Here is a 17317-nt window from a genome sequence, read left to right as displayed (position 1 = left end):
TCATTTCGTTTTATTCTGGATTTTTATTCCTCATGATACCACTCATAATGGAAAATACCTTCACGATCATTTCTTTCGTAGGTATGAGCTCCAAAATAATCACGCTGTGCTTGAATAATATTAGCCGGCAAAACTGCTGTTCGATATTGGTCAAAATAGGTAATAGCAGCTGTGAACCCAGGAACTGCTACCCCATATCGAATAGCCAAACCAGCAATTTCTCTAACTGCTGCTTGATAATCATCGGTTATCTTCTTGAAATATGGATTAAGCATTAAGTTTTTCAAACCAGGCTCTGTTTGAAAAGCTTCTGTGATCTTTTGTAAGAACTGAGCTCTAATAATACAACCGCCGCGCCAAATCTTAGCCAGATCAGCATACTGTAACTTCCAATCATAATGATCCGATGCTGTCCGTAGTTGCGCAAAGCCTTGGGCATAACTCATAATCTTACTAAAGTAGAGTGCCTGGCGAATTTTTTCAATCAACTGCTGTTTTTCTTCAGCCGTAAATATTGTTTTTAATTGCGGCCCATTTAATACCTGACTGGCAGCAACTCGTTCTTGTTTCATCGCTGAAATATAACGAGCATAGACGGACTCCGTAATCAGTGACTGCGAAACCCCTAATTCCAAAGCGCTCTGGGAACTCCACTTACCAGTCCCTTTATTTCCAGCTCGATCAAGAATAACATCCACGATTGGCTGCTCAGAACCCAAGTCATCTTTACGCGTTAAAATTTCTGCTGTAATCGACATTAAATAGCTATCTAACTCGCCTTGATTCCAATCCTTGAAAATAGTTGCAATTTCCGTAACTGATAAACCAAGTAAATGCCGCAGCAAATCGTAACTTTCAGCAATTAATTCCATGTCGCCATATTCAATTCCATTATGAACCATTTTAACATAGTGTCCTGCACCATTTGGTCCAATATAAGTTACACAAGGAGTACCATCATCAGCTTTAGCAGCAATCTTATTCAAAATTGGCGCAACCAAATCATAAGCTTCTTTTTGACCGCCTGGCATCAGTGATGGGCCTTCAAGGGCACCCTTTTCACCACCAGAAACACCCATTCCAATAAAGTTGATTCCCGATTCATCCAGCTTGGCGCTGCGACGAATTGTATCACCAAAGAATGTGTTTCCTCCATCAATCAGCACATCCCCTTTACTCAGTAAGGGTAATAGCTGTTCAATCATGCCATCAGTCGGAGCTCCTGCCTTGATCATTAAAATTATTCGGCGTGGTTTTTCCAATGAAGCAACAAAATCTTTTAAATTGTAGCTTGGTACCAATTTCTTTTCTGAATGGTCAGTTACTACTTTTTTAGTTTTGGCTGCTGTTCGATTGAAAATTGCTACCGCATATCCACGACTTTCAATATTCAATGCCAAGTTTTTACCCATAACCGCCATTCCAATAACACCAATTTGTGGTTTATCCATGGTTTTGATGAAGCCTCCTCAAATAATCATTTTGACTCACTTTTTATACTAGCAAAAATCATCTCAAAATTAAAGCGGCCATTTTTTAAAACAATCGTAAACTTATTTTTATGAAGCCTGCTGATCGCTATTAACAATTTTCGGTAATTGCTTGCCGTCGACACTTGGCTGATCAATCACAATTTCAGCAATATCATCTTGACTAGGAGCATCAAACATAATATCCCGCATTGTGTTTTCAATAATTGATCGTAAACCACGAGCTCCAGTGTTCCGTTCAATTGCTAGGCGTGCTACTTCTTTCAAGGCTGCTGGTTCAAAGGTTAATTTAATCCCATCCATTTGCAATAATTTTTCATACTGTTTAACCAGCGCATTTTTAGGTTCTGTCAGAATTTTTACCAGATCTTCTTCTGTCAGCTGTTCCAAAGCTGTTAAAATTGGTAAACGACCGATAAATTCTGGAATTAAACCAAATTTCAGTAAATCTTCAGGAATAATTTGCTGCATCAAACTTTTATGAGTATCCAATTTTGTTTGTGCATTTACTCCAAAACCGATCGTTTTGTCGCCTAAACGACTCTTAACAATGTTTTCAATTCCATCAAAGGCACCACCAACAATAAATAAAATATTAGTAGTGTCAATTTGAATAAACTCCTGCTGTGGATGTTTCCGGCCGCCCTGCGGTGGAACATTGGCAGTTGTTCCTTCCAAGATCTTTAATAATGCTTGCTGAACTCCTTCACCAGAAACATCACGGGTAATTGATACATTTTCACTCTTTTTAGCGATTTTATCAATTTCATCGACATAAATAATTCCGTGCTCAGCCCGTTCAACATCATAATCAGCGTTTTGCAATAATTTCAGTAAAATATTCTCGACATCTTCGCCGACATATCCTGCTTCTGTCAAAGTTGTCGCATCTGCAATTGCAAACGGAACTTTTAAAATGCGTGCCAGACTTTGAGCTAAAAATGTTTTCCCCGATCCAGTTGGACCAACTAAACAAATATTACTTTTTTGCAGCTCTGTTCCGTCATCATCATCTATGGCTGCATTAATGCGTTTATAGTGATTGTAAACTGCAACTGCCAGTGTCTTTTTGGCTTCTTCCTGTCCAATTACATATTGATTCAAAATATCAACGATCTCATGTGGCTTAGGTACATTAACCAAGTCCTCAGACAATTCCTCTTTGAACTCTTCATCAATGATTTCTTTACACAATTCAATACATTCATTACAAATATAAACTCCAGGACCAGCAACAATTTTTTTTACTTGATCTTGCGATTTGCCGCAAAAGGAACAAACAACTGGGCCATTTTTATCACTATTTTCAAACATTATTATCCCCCTATACTCAGTATTTCAATTCAATTTAATTCTACCAAACAGTTATCCCAAAGGCGAATAGTTGGTTTCAGAAGTCTAATTTGAAAGTTAAAGCTGTAATTGTAATTATTTCAAAAATAATCACGTCAGTCACCGACCGACGTGATTAAATTGATTAATGACCTAATCTAAATTTTAAAAAAACTACTTAGTTGAATCTGCTTTCTTTTCAACTTGTTTGGCTGTATCCGTAATTTCATCAACTACCTTACGAATAGCAATATCATGCTTCAACATTTCATCACTAAGTGCTTTCTTAATAGCATCTGCTTCCATGTTGTACTGTTTAGCTAAATTGTCAATTTCCTGCTTAATTTCTTCATCAGAAACTTCAACATTTTCTTTAGCAACTATAGCTTCTAATACTAAGCTGGTTTTAACCCGCTTTTCAGCACCTTGTTCAAACTGCTTACGCAAGTCAGCTTCAGAACTACCAGTTAATTTATAATAAGTTTCTGGGTTAATTCCCTGTTGCTGCATACCTGAAAGGTATTCTTGTGTTTGACGATCAATATCCTCATCCAACATTGACTGTGGAATCGGTCCGATTTTAGCATTCTCAACTGCTTGGCTGATTGCTTCATCTTGAATAGCATCTTTAGCAGCTTGATTTTTGTCTTCTTGCAATTTTTCTTTAGTCTTCGCTTTTAATTCTTCTAAAGTATCGACTTCTTCGTCAACATCTTTAGCAAAATCATCATCCAATTCAGGTAACTGCTTTTCTTTTACTTCATGGATTTTAACATCAAAGACAACATCTTTGCCTTTCAAATCTTCAGCTTGATAATCTTCAGGGAAAGTTACTTTAACCTGAACATCATCACCAGCTTTATGGCCGATTAACTGATCTTCAAAACCAGGAACAAACGAATTTGAACCCAACTCTAAGGAATAGTTATCCGACTTGCCACCATCAAAAGATTCACCATTCAACTTACCATCAAAGTCAATGATAACTGTATCGCCCTTAGCAGCTGGTTCATCCTCTTTAAGTACTAATTCAGCTTGCTGAGCACGTTTCTTTTCCAGTTCATCAGTAACTTCTTTTTCAGTAACTTCAGTTGACTGAGCAGCAACTTCTAAGTTCTTATATGCGCCAACCTCAACTTCAGGTTCAACTGTTACGATAGCTGTCAAAACCCATGGCTTATCTTTTTCTAAGCTCTCAACATCAACTTTCGGTTGATCAACAGGCTTAATTTTAGTTTCAGCAATTGCTGCACTATAAGCATCTGGCAATAAAATATTTACTGCATCTTGATAAAGAGCTTCTTCACCATACATCCGATTAAAAATCTGACGCGGCACTTTACCCTTTCGAAATCCTGGTACATTTAAATTCTTTTTAACTTTGGTAAAAGCTTCATCCAAGCCTTCTTTAACTTTATCAGGTGCAATCTCAAAAGTAAGTTTGCCTGTGTTTTCGCTTTGTTTTTCCCACTTTGCAGACATTATTTTCCCTCCGCACAAAAAATTTGTACAATTCATGAACTAATTGCATACTAAATCAGTTTAACGTAATTCAAGTTAATTGTAAATGATTCTGCTAAAAAAGTATGCAGCAAGTTTTATAGTAACTCTCAAGTCTGATTCTTCTTAACTATATTCGCTAAGAATTGGTTCAGTTAATTGAAAAGTCGCCTTTAATAATTTTATTATACTCTCTTTGCAAACGACCTACCTTAATTTGCCGTACTTATTATTAGTTATTTAAAATACTAATAGGTCTTTACAGCAATAAATATCAATTAATTAAGATCTCAGCTGGTATATTCTTTAAAAATAACAAATTTTCTCGACCATTTTCATATTCATATTAATTACCAAAACAAAAGAGTACAACTGCTAGTCTAACAACAAAACAGCTGCACTCTTTGTTTAGCGAATTTTAACATTCAAAATTACAGGTACTAAAAAACCCGGGAATCACCCGAGTTTCTTAAAATTAATCTAAGATATCAGTTACAACACCAGCACCAACTGTACGTCCACCTTCACGAACAGTGAATTTCAAACCTTTTTCAATCGCAACTGGAGCGATCAATTCAACTGTAAAGGTAACGTTATCACCAGGCATAACCATTTCAACGCCTTCAGGCAATTCAATTACACCAGTAACATCGGTTGTATGGAAATAGAACTGTGGGCGATAGTTTGAGAAGAATGGAGTATGACGTCCACCTTCTTCTTTAGTTAAGACATAAACTTCACCCTTGAATTTCTTGTGAGTATTAATTGAACCAGGAGCAGCTAAAACCTGTCCACGTTCAACTTGGTCACGGTTGATACCACGTAACAAAGCACCAACGTTATCGCCAGCTTCACCAAGGTCAAGTGTCTTACGGAACATTTCCAAACCAGTAACTGTTGTTTTAAGAACTTCATCTCTCAAACCAACAATTTCGATTTCATCGCCAACTTTAACTGTACCACGATCGATACGACCAGAAGCAACAGTTCCACGACCAGTAATAGTGAAGACATCTTCAACTGGCATCAAGAATGGTTTATCAGTTGGACGATCTGGAGTTGGGATATATTCGTCAACAGTATCCATCAATTTTTCAATCTGTTTAACAGCATCTGCATCACCTTCAAGAGCTTTTAATGCTGATCCACGGATAACTGGAATATCATCACCAGGATAATCGTATTCGCTTAATAACTCACGAACTTCCATCTCAACCAAATCCAATAATTCATCGTCATCAACTAAATCGCATTTGTTTAAGAAAACAACGATATAGTTAACACCAACCTGACGAGCTAACAAAATATGTTCACGTGTCTGTGGCATTGGGCCATCAGTTGCAGCAACAACTAAGATTGCACCATCCATCTGAGCAGCACCAGTAATCATATTCTTAACATAGTCAGCATGTCCTGGAGCATCAATATGAGCATAATGACGCTTTTCGGTTTCATATTCAACGTGAGCAGTGTTAATTGTAATCCCACGTTCACGTTCTTCAGGAGCAGCATCGATTGATGCGTAATCCTCTTCTTTTGCCAAACCCTTAGCAGCTAAAACTTTTGTAATTGCAGCTGTTAAAGTAGTTTTCCCATGGTCAACGTGGCCAATAGTACCAATGTTTACATGGGGTTTTGTTCTTTCGTAATGTTCTTTTGCCATTAATACGAACCTCCTGTAATTTTGCAAGAAAAATCCACAACACAAAAAATTGCCGATAATCCTTTAAATTTTATTATACTACTTCCACTAAGGAATACCAAGTTTAATGTATCCCTAACAGAAGAATCCTTAAGCTATTATATAGACCCGCAACTAATTTGTAAATAGTTAGATTTTGAAAATTAGTTTTTTTATTTTTATCAGCTTTTAAGTTGACCATTGTTTTAATAATTGGGTTAAATTAACAATTAGTTTTCCCTCTTTTTCAGTTAATCCAACTGTTTTACCTGTCAATAAAGCCGTCAACCAATACTGATTCGCTTTAACTAATTGTTCTGCAAATGGATACAACAATTGCAATTTTAACGAAATTTCAGCTTGCTGAACTGAAATTAATTGCTGATCAGTTTGGTCCGACAACAATTGAAATAGCTGCTGTTTAATTTGCGAATGACGATAATCAGCTAACTGCTGTGGACAAATCCGATAATTCTGACCATCAATAAATAAAAACTCCATTGATTGTTTGACTTTTAGCTGGCGCAACGTATCCAGCAAATCGTTTTTAATCAGCGGGTGAACTTTAGCCGCCGGCAATACCTCTTGCGAAATCCGCAAAAAATATTTTAATGGCAAACAATATATTTTTTTCAATAAGCTACGCTGCGAAATTGGCGTTAATAATTCTATTCCAGCAGTTTCAAGCATTATTTTTCTTATAAATTGTCGATCAGCTTTATTTTCCCAGTCATTAATAATCACTAAAAAAAGTTCAATTTCCTGCGGAGTCATATACGGTTTTAATTGCCGATATAATTTGTGCATCGCAATATACTGACCGGCGTGTCCCATTGCCACAAACAATTCCTGCAACAGATCATCATCACTAATATAAGTCGGCAAGTAATCCTGAGCTAAACTCCAAGCAGCTTGATACTGTTTGTTTTTAGTTAAGGCCTGAAATAACAGATAATTTGTCCGAAAATTACGCTGCCTAGTATAACAGTCCGTTAACAACTTAACTGCCAAGAAATATTTTTTCTGATTTATAAATTCCTGAGCTTGTTCAAATTGTTTGCAATCATTAACCACCTGCTGCCTCCTAAATAAAATCATTTTAACAAACAAAAAATATTGTTATTAAATCAGCAAACGACCGTTGCTGTAATGCAATCACACTTCAGCTCGGTCGTTTTCTTTATTCCTTCTCTGCTGGTTTAGCAACTTTGTTTAGAACTGTTTTTTTAGAACTGCGGCGATGATGCTGGTTAGTTTCCATAATAATTGGCAAAATCACCGGATGTCTTTTAGTTTGTTCATACAAATAATGGTTTAAATGCTCTCGTATATCCTGTTTTAAATGACCCCAATCAAATTCCTTATTATCCAAATTATTCTGAACAATCTTAGTAACAATTGCTTCACTTTCAGCAATTAAATCTTGACTGGTTTTCAAATAAATAAAACCTTTTGAAGTGATTTTAGGTTCGTCAATAATTTTCTTCTTACGCCGGTCAATCGTCACAACAGCAATAAAGACACCATCCTCAGCTAATGAGCGACGATCGCGCAAAACAATATTGCCAATATCTCCGACACCGCTTCCGTCAATCAGCGTATCCCCAATCTCAATTCCAGCTGCTGGTAATAATTTATCATGGTCATATTCAAGTACATCACCCTTGCGCAGCAGAAAAATGTTTTCTTTAGGGATTCCAACTGCCCGTGCACAAGCTGCATTGGCTGACATCAAGCGATATTCACCTTGAATCGGAATAACATACCGTGGCTTCAGCAAATTCATCATCAGCTGTAAATCATTACGGCTGGCATGACCAGAAGAATTGAGTTCATCAAAAATCGTCTTGACATCAGCACCAGCACGATAAATCGTATCCTTTGTGCGCGCAACCATTGTTTCCATCGCGTGTGATGGAGTTGTTGTAATAAAGACCAAGTCTCCTTCATGCAGTGAAACTGCTTGATGACGATGAACAGCCATTTTTTGCAATGACTTTAAGGGCTCTCCTGACCGACCAGTCTCTAGAATTACTTGTTGGTCCTCTGCATACTTGTCAATATCTTTTAAAGGAACCAACAAATCATCTTCCGGCAACTGAAGTTTATTAAGCTTCAAAGCCGTATGGATAACCTCTTCCGCATCATGCCCTGTCAAAGCTACCTTGCGTTCGTTATTCGCGGCAGCATTAAAAATTTGTTGAACCCGCAAAATATTAGATGCCACACAAGCAACAATAATCCTGCCATTACGATACTCAAAGCTGTCACTGACTAGATCATAAATTTCTTTTTCATCAACAGTTTCCTTGGGATTTTCAGCATTAGTTGAATCACTCAATAAAGCTAAAACTCCATCTTTACCGATCTCAGCCAGTCGACTAAAATCTGTTTGGTAATTAGATTCTGCAGTTTGATCAAAGCGAAAATCACCAGTATAAACAATACTGCCATTTTCTGTTTTTACAACAATTCCCAGTGACTCTGGAATTGAATGGGTCGTTCTGAAAAAAGAAATTGTCGTATCACCAAAATCTATTTCAGTTCTTTCGTCAACTTGATGAAAATCATCATAATTACGTAATTTTTTGTCGGCTTTTATACCAATTTTGGCTAATGCAATTGTCAATTCGGTGCCAAAAACCGGTACATTAAATTCATCCAAGAAATACGGCAATGCTCCAATTGCATCAGCATGTCCATGAGTTAAAAAAACTCCTACTATCCGACCGGCATTTTCACGTAAATATGAAAAATCCGGGATAACCGTATCTATACCTAAAGGTTCATTTTCTGGATATTTTAAGCCACAATCCAATATATAAATATCATCATTCACTTCAACTGCATACATATTTTTGGCACTTTCACGTACACCGCCAATTGGAATGAGTTTTATCTTGGCCATATTTTCCTCCTTCTAACAATTAAATACTTAATTTATTATACAAATTAGTCAATTCATTTGCTGGATAATTCAGTATTGGCAAGCGACAACCGCCAACTAAAATTCCCAGATGATTCAAAGCAGCTTTGGTTGGACTAGGAGATGGAGCGGAAAACATTGCACTCATCGCTGGTGTTAATTTCCGCATTAAATCAGCGGCAGCCAAATAATTGCCTTGCTCAACCGCTTGATACATCTTAGTTAATTCCTTGCCAAATAAATGGCTGGCAACCGATATTACACCCTGAGCTCCAATCGTTTTAGCTGCTAAAGCATCTGCATCCTCACCGGTATAAACTAAAAAGTCAGCCGGTACTTGCTCAACAATCCGACTTAAATTAACATTACCAGTGCAATCTTTCAACCCAATAATATTCTGGTTTTGAGCTAATTCAGCAATTGTCGCTACTTCCATTGTTACCCCTGTTCGACCTGGAATATTATAAATAAGCAATGGTAACTTGCTAGCTGCTGCCACAGCTTTAAAATGTGCCAACATCCCGCGCTGATCAGGTTTATTATAATAAGGAACGACCACCAATGCAGCTGCTACACCATCAATTTCTGCTACTCGATTGGTAAAATCAATTGTTGTTTGCGTATTATTTGTACCAGTTCCAGCAATTATTGGCACTCTTCCAGCAACCAATTTAACTGTTCGTTTAATTAATGCTAACTTTTCCTGTTCAGTTAAAGTTGGTCCTTCACCTGTTGTGCCCGCAACTAAGATTCCCTGTGAACCCGTAGCTAATAAATGTTCAATCAGCTGTTCCAGACGATCAAAATCAAGATCACCCTGATCATTAAATGGGGTGACCATCGCCGTAATTATCTCAGCATTTTTTAAATCCATTACTTTTTCCTCCGTAAATAAAAATGTTTATTTTTATATATCGTTAAGTAATAATAATCTTTAGCATTACTCTGCAAAATTAATAATGATATTTTTAAAAAATTGCTCACTATTCCTATTAAATCCATATTATAGCACATTAGCTTCAGTAATTAATAACATTTAAAATGCAAATAGCCACTACCAAAACCAGCGAGCAAGCAAGAAGATCGCCAGCTCACACTTAATATTCAAAACCTGCAACTTACCCGTTAATCGCTTAGTAGCTTTGTATAAATATTATATCACTATTTTAGTTTAGCCAGATTCCAGCCTATGAACATATGCAAAATAATAGGCGATTCACCATGTCCAAAAAACATGCTGCCTCGCCAGATGCAAAAAAAGTCCAGTAGCCGCCAAGCATACTGGACAAAAAATATTTTAACGACGTAATCCCAAGCTCTTAATTAACTCACGATAACGCTGAACATCATTTTTACGTAAATATGCCAACAAGTTACGACGATGACCAATCTTCTTCATCAATCCTCGTTGAGAAGCATAATCTTTCTTATGAGTTTGAATATGTTTATTCAACTCATTGATATCAGCTGTTAAAACTGCAATTTGAACCTCTGCAGAACCGGTATCGCCATCATGAAGCTCAAACTTTTTCATGACTTCAGCTTTTTTTTCTTTTGAAATTGCCATAAAATTTATCCACCTTTCATATTATCGACCTTATTCCCGGTAAAGCGTCGGTGAATCATCTTCACTGAGAAAAAGGAAATTAACGTACTTAAACATAATAACCATAGTTTTAAAAAAAAACAAGTAATTATCCATCAAAAGTCATAAAAAATATAAGTCAAGCAAATTTCCTTGACAGAAGCCAACATTTTTATTGCATTGTTTTTGTAGCTCTTGTATAATAGCATATGTTGAAATTTATATGAAATCTACTGGATTCATGAATACTGGAGGTGAAATCTTTGCCTATTATTAAATCAGCCATTAAACGTGTAGTTACCAATGAAAAAGCTAATGCTAAAAACTCATCACAATTAAGTGCTATGAGAACAGCTGTTAAAAATTTTGAAAATGCTAAAACTGCTAATGCAGATAACGTTGAAGAACTTTATCGCACTGCTGTTTCTGCGATTGATAAAGCAAAATCTAAGGGTTTAATCAAGCCTAACAAGGCTGCTCGTGATAAAGCACGTATCACTAAACGCTTAGCCAAATAACAATCATTAGTAAAAAGCTGCAGAAAACAATCTGCAGCTTTTTTTAGTCCTTTTTTGTTACATAATCCAGATAACCAAGTAATAATAACTGAAATAACTTTTCTGGATCTTGTTGACTAGTTTTTAATTGTTCTTCAAATTTTATCAAATTTAAATAGATTTCCCGTAATTTTGTACGTGAAAAATGCGGTGCTTGCTGCAACGCTAATTTCACACGATACGGGTGAACCTTTAAAACGCTCGCAATATCTCCTTGTGCATAACCGTGTTTCATTAAAACCAATGTTTGCAACAGTAATCTGACTTGACCAATCAAAATAGCATTCAACTTCAATGGTTCCTCATGCTGCAATAACAGATCATGATATAAATTCATTGCTTGTTCATTTTTTTCAGCCAAGACTAAATTACTGAGTTCAAAAACATTTTGTTCTAGCGTCTGTGGAACAAGTTCAGCAACCATTGATTGAGTTATTTTTTTAGTTTGAAGCGCAGCCAACTCTAATTTGGGCAACTCGTTCATAATTGTTGAATAATTTGCTTCAGTCTTTTTAATTAGCAATTCCAAGGCATCCTCAGTAAAACTAAATTCATTACGCTTAGTTTGTTCAGTAACTAACTGCTGTACTTTTTTTTCTGGCAAGGCACTACAATCGACTATTACTGAAACTTTTTTTAATAACTTGCTGATTTTTTTTCTAGCATCCATTTTCTGATTACCCAGATCAATAATCAACGTAGTAGTTGGTTCCGGCTGTTTAAGATAGTTTTCCAAGTCAGCTATGTTTTGTTCTGGAACCTTTTTTGATTTAACTGCGGTTAAAAAAAGTGGATGAGAAATCAACGTAATTCGCCGTTCACCAAAAAAGGGAACTGAACGGGCATCGTTAACCGCCGCTGCCAGCAAATCACTTTCTAAGTCAAATTTTCCCAAATTCATTGACCGCTGTTCGCTGGGAATAACCCCAATTAACTGCTCAATTACCTTTGATCTTAAATAAGCCTCATAACCATTTATCAAATAAACTGTTTTTATATTGTCATTTGTTAATTTAGCATTCAGCAGTTCAATTGCTTTCAAAATCTGTTCTCCTTTTTAATAATCATTTACTGTCCAGACTGTAATTTTGTCCTTGGCAGGATAAATTTTAATCATCCCTGCTTCTGCTGTGCAAATATAGGGCACGTTAAAATGTTTTAGTGTTGATAAGGTTTCACGATTAGGATGTCCATACCGGTTATTTTTCCCTGCTGAAATAATTGCCAGTTTGGGATTTAATTGCGAAACATAACTGGCAGCCGTTGAAGTTTTACTACCATGATGACCAGTTTTTAAAACATTAACACGCAAGTTGGGATGCTGCTGAATAATTTCTTTCTCACCAGCTTGATCCAAATCACCACTAATAATGAAGCTAACTCCAGCAAGTTTAAACCAAAGTGTCAGTGAATCTTCATTAGTTCCTTTTCCTGAACCAAATGGATGTAATAGCGTTAACCCGGCAACTTGATGATACTTTTCAGTGCTGATCGCTAAAATTTGATTGGGCATCACTTCAGCTTGACGGCGGCGACGAATAAAAGAAGAAACTTTTTGCATCCCATCCGGTACTAATACCCGCTGAATTTTAATCTTATGCACAATACTATCAAAATTTGCAGTATGATCCGCATCTTGATGCGTCAAAAACAAATTGTCAATTTTAGTTATTCCCTTACTTAAAAGATAATTAGCAACAACTGTTTCTCCATTAGTTTTGCTATGTCGCTGTCGCCATTTTTCATGATTAAATGAAACTTTTCCGCCTGTATCCACCAGTGTCAATGCCTGATTAAACTTTCGTCGAATTAAAGTACAATCTCCCTGACCGATATCAAAATAAACGACTTCATCTTTAAGTGGCAGTCGAATCATGCTTCCGGTTATCAAATAAGCCACTATTATTGCTGACCACAGCAACTGCTTTTTTCGAGAAAACTCCAGGATATTTAAAATAATTATTGTCCCCACTACTAAAATTAATGGTGGTTTCCCAAAAGTTATCACAAATGGCAGTTTGGCCAGCAGGTCGAAAGCCATAACTACTAAATTTAAGAAATAATTTGCTATAACAGCAGTAAATGGCAACAATGTACCACAAACAACTGTAGGCACAATTAACCAATCAAAAATTGGCATAATCGCGATCGTTAAAAGTCCCGTTAATAAATTCCATTGATAAGTATGCCACAAGATCAAAGGTAAACTATAGCAATTCAGTTTTATTCCCAATTTAATTTGATTTAAATTTTTGTTTTCAAGTAAAATAAAAGTCAATAAATAACTCAGTTGAAAACCCAATGAAAAAAGCAGCAGTGGTGAATACGCTAAATTCACAATCAAAACAAGGCACTCAGCAGTCACTCCACTCAACCGGAGTTTCAATCGCTGAAAAAAGATAATCAACCAAGACATTAAAACTGCTCGCAACAGACTAGCTGAGAGTCCACCCAAAACAGCATAAATTGGCAATAACAGCAAACAAAACCACTCATAAGTTTCACGCGTAATTTTTAAATAAGTAAACAGCCATCTAATAACTCGCAATAAATAAAAAACATGCATTCCAGACAAACTAAACAAATATAACAAACCCAACTGATTAATTTGCTGAATCTGTTGGTCATAGTCTGCATTATAGTATCCCAGTAAAAGTAGCTGACCGTAACTTTTTAATGGATTATCGAGTTGATCCAGCTGTTTAAGCAACTGCCAACGCAATTCATGCAGCCGAGCTATCAAGTCCGTTAAAGTTATAGAATTAATATGTGACTTCAAAACCATTTTTTTAACAAAAACTTGATTAACGATTCTCTGAGAACCTAAATATCGCTGATAATCGAATTGGTTCTCATTAGTTGGTCCACTAACAGAGCTAAAATCTCCGGAAACTGTTAAATCCGCAGTTTGTGCTTGATGAAGCCATTTCGATTTTTCTGATAAAGATTGCAAGCGATAATAACCCTGAATCCGTTGATTTTTTTCTTGCCACCTACCCTTAAATTTTACTAAATCTCCGTCTACTTGGATTTCATCAGGAGCAACAATGATATGCTGGTCTGATAACTGCTCATTATGCTGCAAACGATTAGCCAGCTGTGCCTTATTCCAACAAGTGAGCCAACTTAACCAAATTACAACCAACACAATCCATAATAACAATAATTTTCTTTGTCTTAAAAAGAATACTCGAATTGCAATTAAAATTATCAAACTCAGCCAAATAAAGCTGAATTCGAAATATACCAGTGTTAACAAAATTAAGGTAATTGCAACCAAAAAAAGATATCGTTCTTTTATTTTTGTTTAATCGAACTAGCAGCTACTTGGTTATCCAGCAGCTGCAAATATTTAGAATCCAGTGTAACTTGTTCAACAGCAACATTTTTTAATTTCATTAATTTAACAGCATAGTCATCATTATGGTAGTTTCTCAAATAATATATTTTACAAATCCCCGCTTGCAACAACATTTTTGTACACTGCAAACAAGGAAAATCTGTAACATAAATTTCAGCCTTATCAGTGGCTATTCCAAACTTTGCACATTGCAAAACTGAATTCATTTCTGCATGAATCGTCCGCACACAATGTCCACCAACTAAATAACAGCCTTGATCGATACAATGATCATCACCTGAAACTGAACCATTGTAACCGCCGGCAATTATTCGCCGATCACGAACTAAAATTGCACCAACCGACAATCGCTCACAAGTACTTCTTAAAGAAAGCAGCATTGCCTGCATCATAAAATACTGATTCCACGGTATTCGCTTATCCATTTTATTATCACCTAACCTTTATGATTAATGTATAGTATAGCAGAAATTTGCCACAGCTAAAATTTAATTTGTATTTGTAGTGTTGCCCACAATTAAACTTTCAGCCATCACTGCAAAAGTCTTATCACCGATTCCGGTAATATTTTTTAAATCTTCCAACTTTTTAAAACTACCATGTTCTTGCCGATAATTAATAATCATAGCTGCTTTTTTCTCACCGATTCCGTTTATTTGCATTAACTGTTCCTTGGTTGCAGAGTTTAGATCGATCTTTGATGCTGTTTCATCAGACTCATTATTTGCTGTAATTGTCGAACTCGCCGAACTAGTTGTTGAATCAGTTGCATTTGAAACATTATTACTTGCTGATGGGGTTTGCTCAACTGTAGTAGGCAATTGGCTGCTGCCAGCACTAGCATCATTTTGAAAAGGAATGAAAATTATTTGCTGGTCGTGTAGCTGCAATGATAAATTTATTCGATTAGAATCTGCCGTTTTTAGTAAGCCACCAGCCGCCATGACCACGTCATTTACACGTTGACTACGATTGACCCGATAAACTCCGGGTTTGGCAATCGCACCCTTAATATCAACAAAAAAAGTTGATTTGTTCGCGATTGAACTGCTTTTAGACATTGCCGTACTTGATTGGGAAATTTTTGCATTTTTTTCAGTTTTTGTATCTAATTCTGTTAATTCAGTAGCCTGGTTCTTTTGCCACCAACTCCATCCCAAAAGCAATAAAATGATTCCTGCAATTCCACCAATTATAATTCTAGTTCGGTACTCATCAAAAATCGCTCGTAACTTTTTCATCACATCCCCTCCTGTCAATTAAATACGCAAATTACGCATATATTTTTAGAAGGAAATTTTAATTTGCTTACTTTTAGGCAGTTACTTAACAACAAAGTAAAAAACAAGACCAAAAAACCAGTTAAAACGGATTTTTTGATCTTGTATGCTTAATTGTTTACCCATGACTATGTGCTAGGTAATTGATTGCCTGCGTTAAATTTTTGATTGGTACAATTTTCATTTTAGTTTTGATTCGCTCAGCTGTTTTTTGAGCTTCATGATAATTTGCTTTACCTGCAGGAGCTAAAAAAATTGTTGCTCCTGCTTTGTTGGCAGCAATGACTTTTTTATCAATGCCACCAATCTGACCAACTTTACCACTAGCTGATATTGTCCCTGTGCCGGCAATCTCACGTCCAGCCTTAAGATCACGATGGCTCAATTGACTGTACATCTGTAAAGCCAGCATCAATCCAGCTGAAGGTCCGCCAATTCCATCCATATCAGCTTTAATTTGGCTATTTGATACAACATTGGTTTTAGCAACCAAAGAAATTCCAATTCCATGTCGCTTAGAGTTGGGTAAACTTATAACTTTACCCTGAGAAATCTTGGAACTTCCGTGGCGAAGATAATTAATTTTTACTGTCTCACCAGTTTTTTTCGCATTCAAATAATGCATCATCGCTGTCAATGACGAAAAACTTTTACCATTGACCCGCTGAATTAAATCACCCACCTGAAGCTTGTTATTGAAATTAGATTTTTTCAACACTGACATCACGTAAATTCCTTGAAATTTCTGCTGATATTGCTTACCAGCCAATTTTAAAGCACTTGATTGTGCTTGGTTAACAGCAGTTTGCATATAGTAATTTTGTACTAAATCAAACTCCCGATTGTTGACACCGCCAGTAACTTGCTCACTTGGAATTCGTGAAGCATTTCGATCAAAAAAACTAGCCACATACAAAAAGGGAGTTGCCCGAGCTAATTCAACATATGTTAACATCAATTTTCCTGAATGCCGATCTCGTTTCTTAGCAACGGTTACATACTTAGCAACATTTTGTGCACTTCCAACCGTTTCAAGATACACTGGCAATGGAAAAAAAGTCCCAATTGCCAGTAAAATAACCAATAGACCAATTAGCCACCAACGTTGTTTTCTTCGCATTATCAATCAAACCTTTCTTGCAATGCCCGAGCTACCGGAGATGCTACAAGGCTTGACAATTCACCACCAAATTGTGCAATTTCTTTAACATAACTAGAAGAAATTACGGCTAATTCAGGACTGGTCGGTAATAATAATGTCTCAATTTCAGGAGCTAAACGACGGTTTAACTCAGCAATGTCTCGTTCAAAACTAAAATCCCGTTCATTCCGTACACCGCGAATAATTACTTGTCCGCCTAAGCTCCTTACCGCATCAACCGTTAATCGATCTGTTGCTGCTGAAATTTCAACCCGGTGCAACTTTTGTTCAGCAACTACTTGGTTTAATAATTTAACTCGTTCTTCAACCGTAAAGAGTCCTTTTTTGGCAGTATTCTTCATTATTAAGACCACTACTCGATCAAACAAAGCAGCTGCCCGACGAATCACATCCAAATGTCCATTAGTTACCGGATCAAAACTTCCTGGAAAAACAGCAATCAA

The 17317-nt window shown here is 36.4% G+C and carries 15 protein-coding genes; 1 reads left to right on the top strand and 14 read right to left on the bottom strand.

Features of this window, described 5'->3' with window-relative positions:
• Positions 1–23: 23 nt before the first annotated feature.
• The 8 genes from gndA to rpsO all read right to left on the bottom strand — a co-directional run bounded on the left by gndA (position 24) and on the right by rpsO (position 10496).
• A complete protein-coding gene (gene gndA / locus FC89_RS02385) occupies positions 24–1451 on the bottom strand; it encodes an NADP-dependent phosphogluconate dehydrogenase (protein ID WP_057870955.1) in 1428 nt (475 codons plus the stop codon).
• A gap of 108 nt (positions 1452–1559) precedes the next feature.
• The gene (gene clpX / locus FC89_RS02380; RefSeq protein WP_057870954.1) at positions 1560–2804 is read right to left on the bottom strand and encodes an ATP-dependent Clp protease ATP-binding subunit ClpX; all 1245 of its coding nucleotides are present in this window, start codon (positions 2802–2804) and stop codon (positions 1560–1562) included.
• A 192-nt stretch (positions 2805–2996) separates the two neighbouring features.
• Positions 2997–4304, bottom strand: coding sequence for a trigger factor (tig, locus tag FC89_RS02375; protein ID WP_057870953.1), 1308 nt, complete (start codon positions 4302–4304; stop codon positions 2997–2999).
• A gap of 493 nt (positions 4305–4797) precedes the next feature.
• Positions 4798–5985, bottom strand: coding sequence for an elongation factor Tu (gene tuf, locus FC89_RS02370; RefSeq protein ID WP_057870952.1), 1188 nt, complete (start codon positions 5983–5985; stop codon positions 4798–4800).
• 207 nt (positions 5986–6192) lie between these two features.
• The gene (locus FC89_RS02365; protein WP_057870951.1) at positions 6193–7077 is read right to left on the bottom strand and encodes a hypothetical protein; all 885 of its coding nucleotides are present in this window, start codon (positions 7075–7077) and stop codon (positions 6193–6195) included.
• Between the two features lie 106 nt (positions 7078–7183).
• Complete coding sequence (locus tag FC89_RS02360) at positions 7184–8911, bottom strand: ribonuclease J (RefSeq protein WP_057870950.1); 1728 nt, start codon at positions 8909–8911, stop codon at positions 7184–7186.
• A gap of 19 nt (positions 8912–8930) precedes the next feature.
• The gene (gene dapA / locus FC89_RS02355; protein WP_057870949.1) at positions 8931–9803 is read right to left on the bottom strand and encodes a 4-hydroxy-tetrahydrodipicolinate synthase; all 873 of its coding nucleotides are present in this window, start codon (positions 9801–9803) and stop codon (positions 8931–8933) included.
• A gap of 423 nt (positions 9804–10226) precedes the next feature.
• Positions 10227–10496: a 30S ribosomal protein S15 gene (rpsO, locus tag FC89_RS02350; RefSeq protein ID WP_057870948.1), complete on the bottom strand. Its 270-nt coding sequence runs from the start codon at positions 10494–10496 to the stop codon at positions 10227–10229.
• A gap of 281 nt (positions 10497–10777) precedes the next feature.
• Here rpsO and rpsT point away from each other — a divergent pair, with 281 nt between their 5' ends.
• Positions 10778–11032 (top strand): 30S ribosomal protein S20, encoded by a 255-nt coding sequence (gene rpsT, locus FC89_RS02345; protein ID WP_057870947.1) that lies wholly within the window; start codon positions 10778–10780, stop codon positions 11030–11032.
• A 43-nt stretch (positions 11033–11075) separates the two neighbouring features.
• Here the strand turns inward: rpsT and holA are convergent, their stop codons facing one another.
• From holA to coaD, 6 genes are all read right to left on the bottom strand, one after another.
• Complete coding sequence (gene holA / locus FC89_RS02340) at positions 11076–12113, bottom strand: DNA polymerase III subunit delta (RefSeq protein WP_235804361.1); 1038 nt, start codon at positions 12111–12113, stop codon at positions 11076–11078.
• 15 nt (positions 12114–12128) lie between these two features.
• A complete protein-coding gene (locus FC89_RS02335) occupies positions 12129–14330 on the bottom strand; it encodes a DNA internalization-related competence protein ComEC/Rec2 (protein ID WP_268872014.1) in 2202 nt (733 codons plus the stop codon).
• A 38-nt stretch (positions 14331–14368) separates the two neighbouring features.
• Entirely contained in the window at positions 14369–14857 is a 489-nt protein-coding gene (locus FC89_RS02330) for a ComE operon protein 2 (protein ID WP_057870945.1), read from the bottom strand.
• Between the two features lie 63 nt (positions 14858–14920).
• Positions 14921–15673: a helix-hairpin-helix domain-containing protein gene (locus FC89_RS02325; protein ID WP_057870944.1), complete on the bottom strand. Its 753-nt coding sequence runs from the start codon at positions 15671–15673 to the stop codon at positions 14921–14923.
• Positions 15674–15830: 157 nt separating this feature from the next.
• Positions 15831–16832 carry a SepM family pheromone-processing serine protease gene (locus FC89_RS02320; RefSeq protein WP_057870943.1) on the bottom strand — a complete coding sequence of 334 codons (1002 nt, stop codon included), beginning with the start codon at positions 16830–16832 and terminating at the stop codon, positions 15831–15833.
• Positions 16833–16834: 2 nt separating this feature from the next.
• Positions 16835–17317 carry a pantetheine-phosphate adenylyltransferase gene (gene coaD / locus FC89_RS02315; RefSeq protein WP_057870942.1) on the bottom strand — a complete coding sequence of 161 codons (483 nt, stop codon included), beginning with the start codon at positions 17315–17317 and terminating at the stop codon, positions 16835–16837.

Source organism: Liquorilactobacillus ghanensis DSM 18630 (assembly GCF_001435235.1).
Classification (GTDB): Bacteria; Bacillota; Bacilli; order Lactobacillales; family Lactobacillaceae; genus Liquorilactobacillus; species Liquorilactobacillus ghanensis.
Note: the sequence above shows the minus strand (reverse complement) of the source record. Positions and strands in the feature narration are given on the sequence as shown.

Bases quoted from the DNA above. Each gene is read 5' to 3' on its own strand.
- dapA (WP_057870949.1), bottom strand. From the start codon at position 9,803: ATGGATTTAAAAAATGCTGAGATAATTACGGCGATGGTCACCCCATTT.
- FC89_RS02330 (WP_057870945.1), bottom strand. From the start codon at position 14,857: ATGGATAAGCGAATACCGTGGAATCAGTATTTTATGATGCAGGCAATG.
- tuf (WP_057870952.1), bottom strand. From the start codon at position 5,985: ATGGCAAAAGAACATTACGAAAGAACAAAACCCCATGTAAACATTGGT.
- FC89_RS02360 (WP_057870950.1), bottom strand. From the start codon at position 8,911: ATGGCCAAGATAAAACTCATTCCAATTGGCGGTGTACGTGAAAGTGCC.
- FC89_RS02320 (WP_057870943.1), bottom strand. From the start codon at position 16,832: ATGCGAAGAAAACAACGTTGGTGGCTAATTGGTCTATTGGTTATTTTA.
- FC89_RS02325 (WP_057870944.1), bottom strand. From the start codon at position 15,673: ATGAAAAAGTTACGAGCGATTTTTGATGAGTACCGAACTAGAATTATA.
- tig (WP_057870953.1), bottom strand. From the start codon at position 4,304: ATGTCTGCAAAGTGGGAAAAACAAAGCGAAAACACAGGCAAACTTACT.
- rpsO (WP_057870948.1), bottom strand. From the start codon at position 10,496: ATGGCAATTTCAAAAGAAAAAAAAGCTGAAGTCATGAAAAAGTTTGAG.
- clpX (WP_057870954.1), bottom strand. From the start codon at position 2,804: ATGTTTGAAAATAGTGATAAAAATGGCCCAGTTGTTTGTTCCTTTTGC.
- gndA (WP_057870955.1), bottom strand. From the start codon at position 1,451: ATGGATAAACCACAAATTGGTGTTATTGGAATGGCGGTTATGGGTAAA.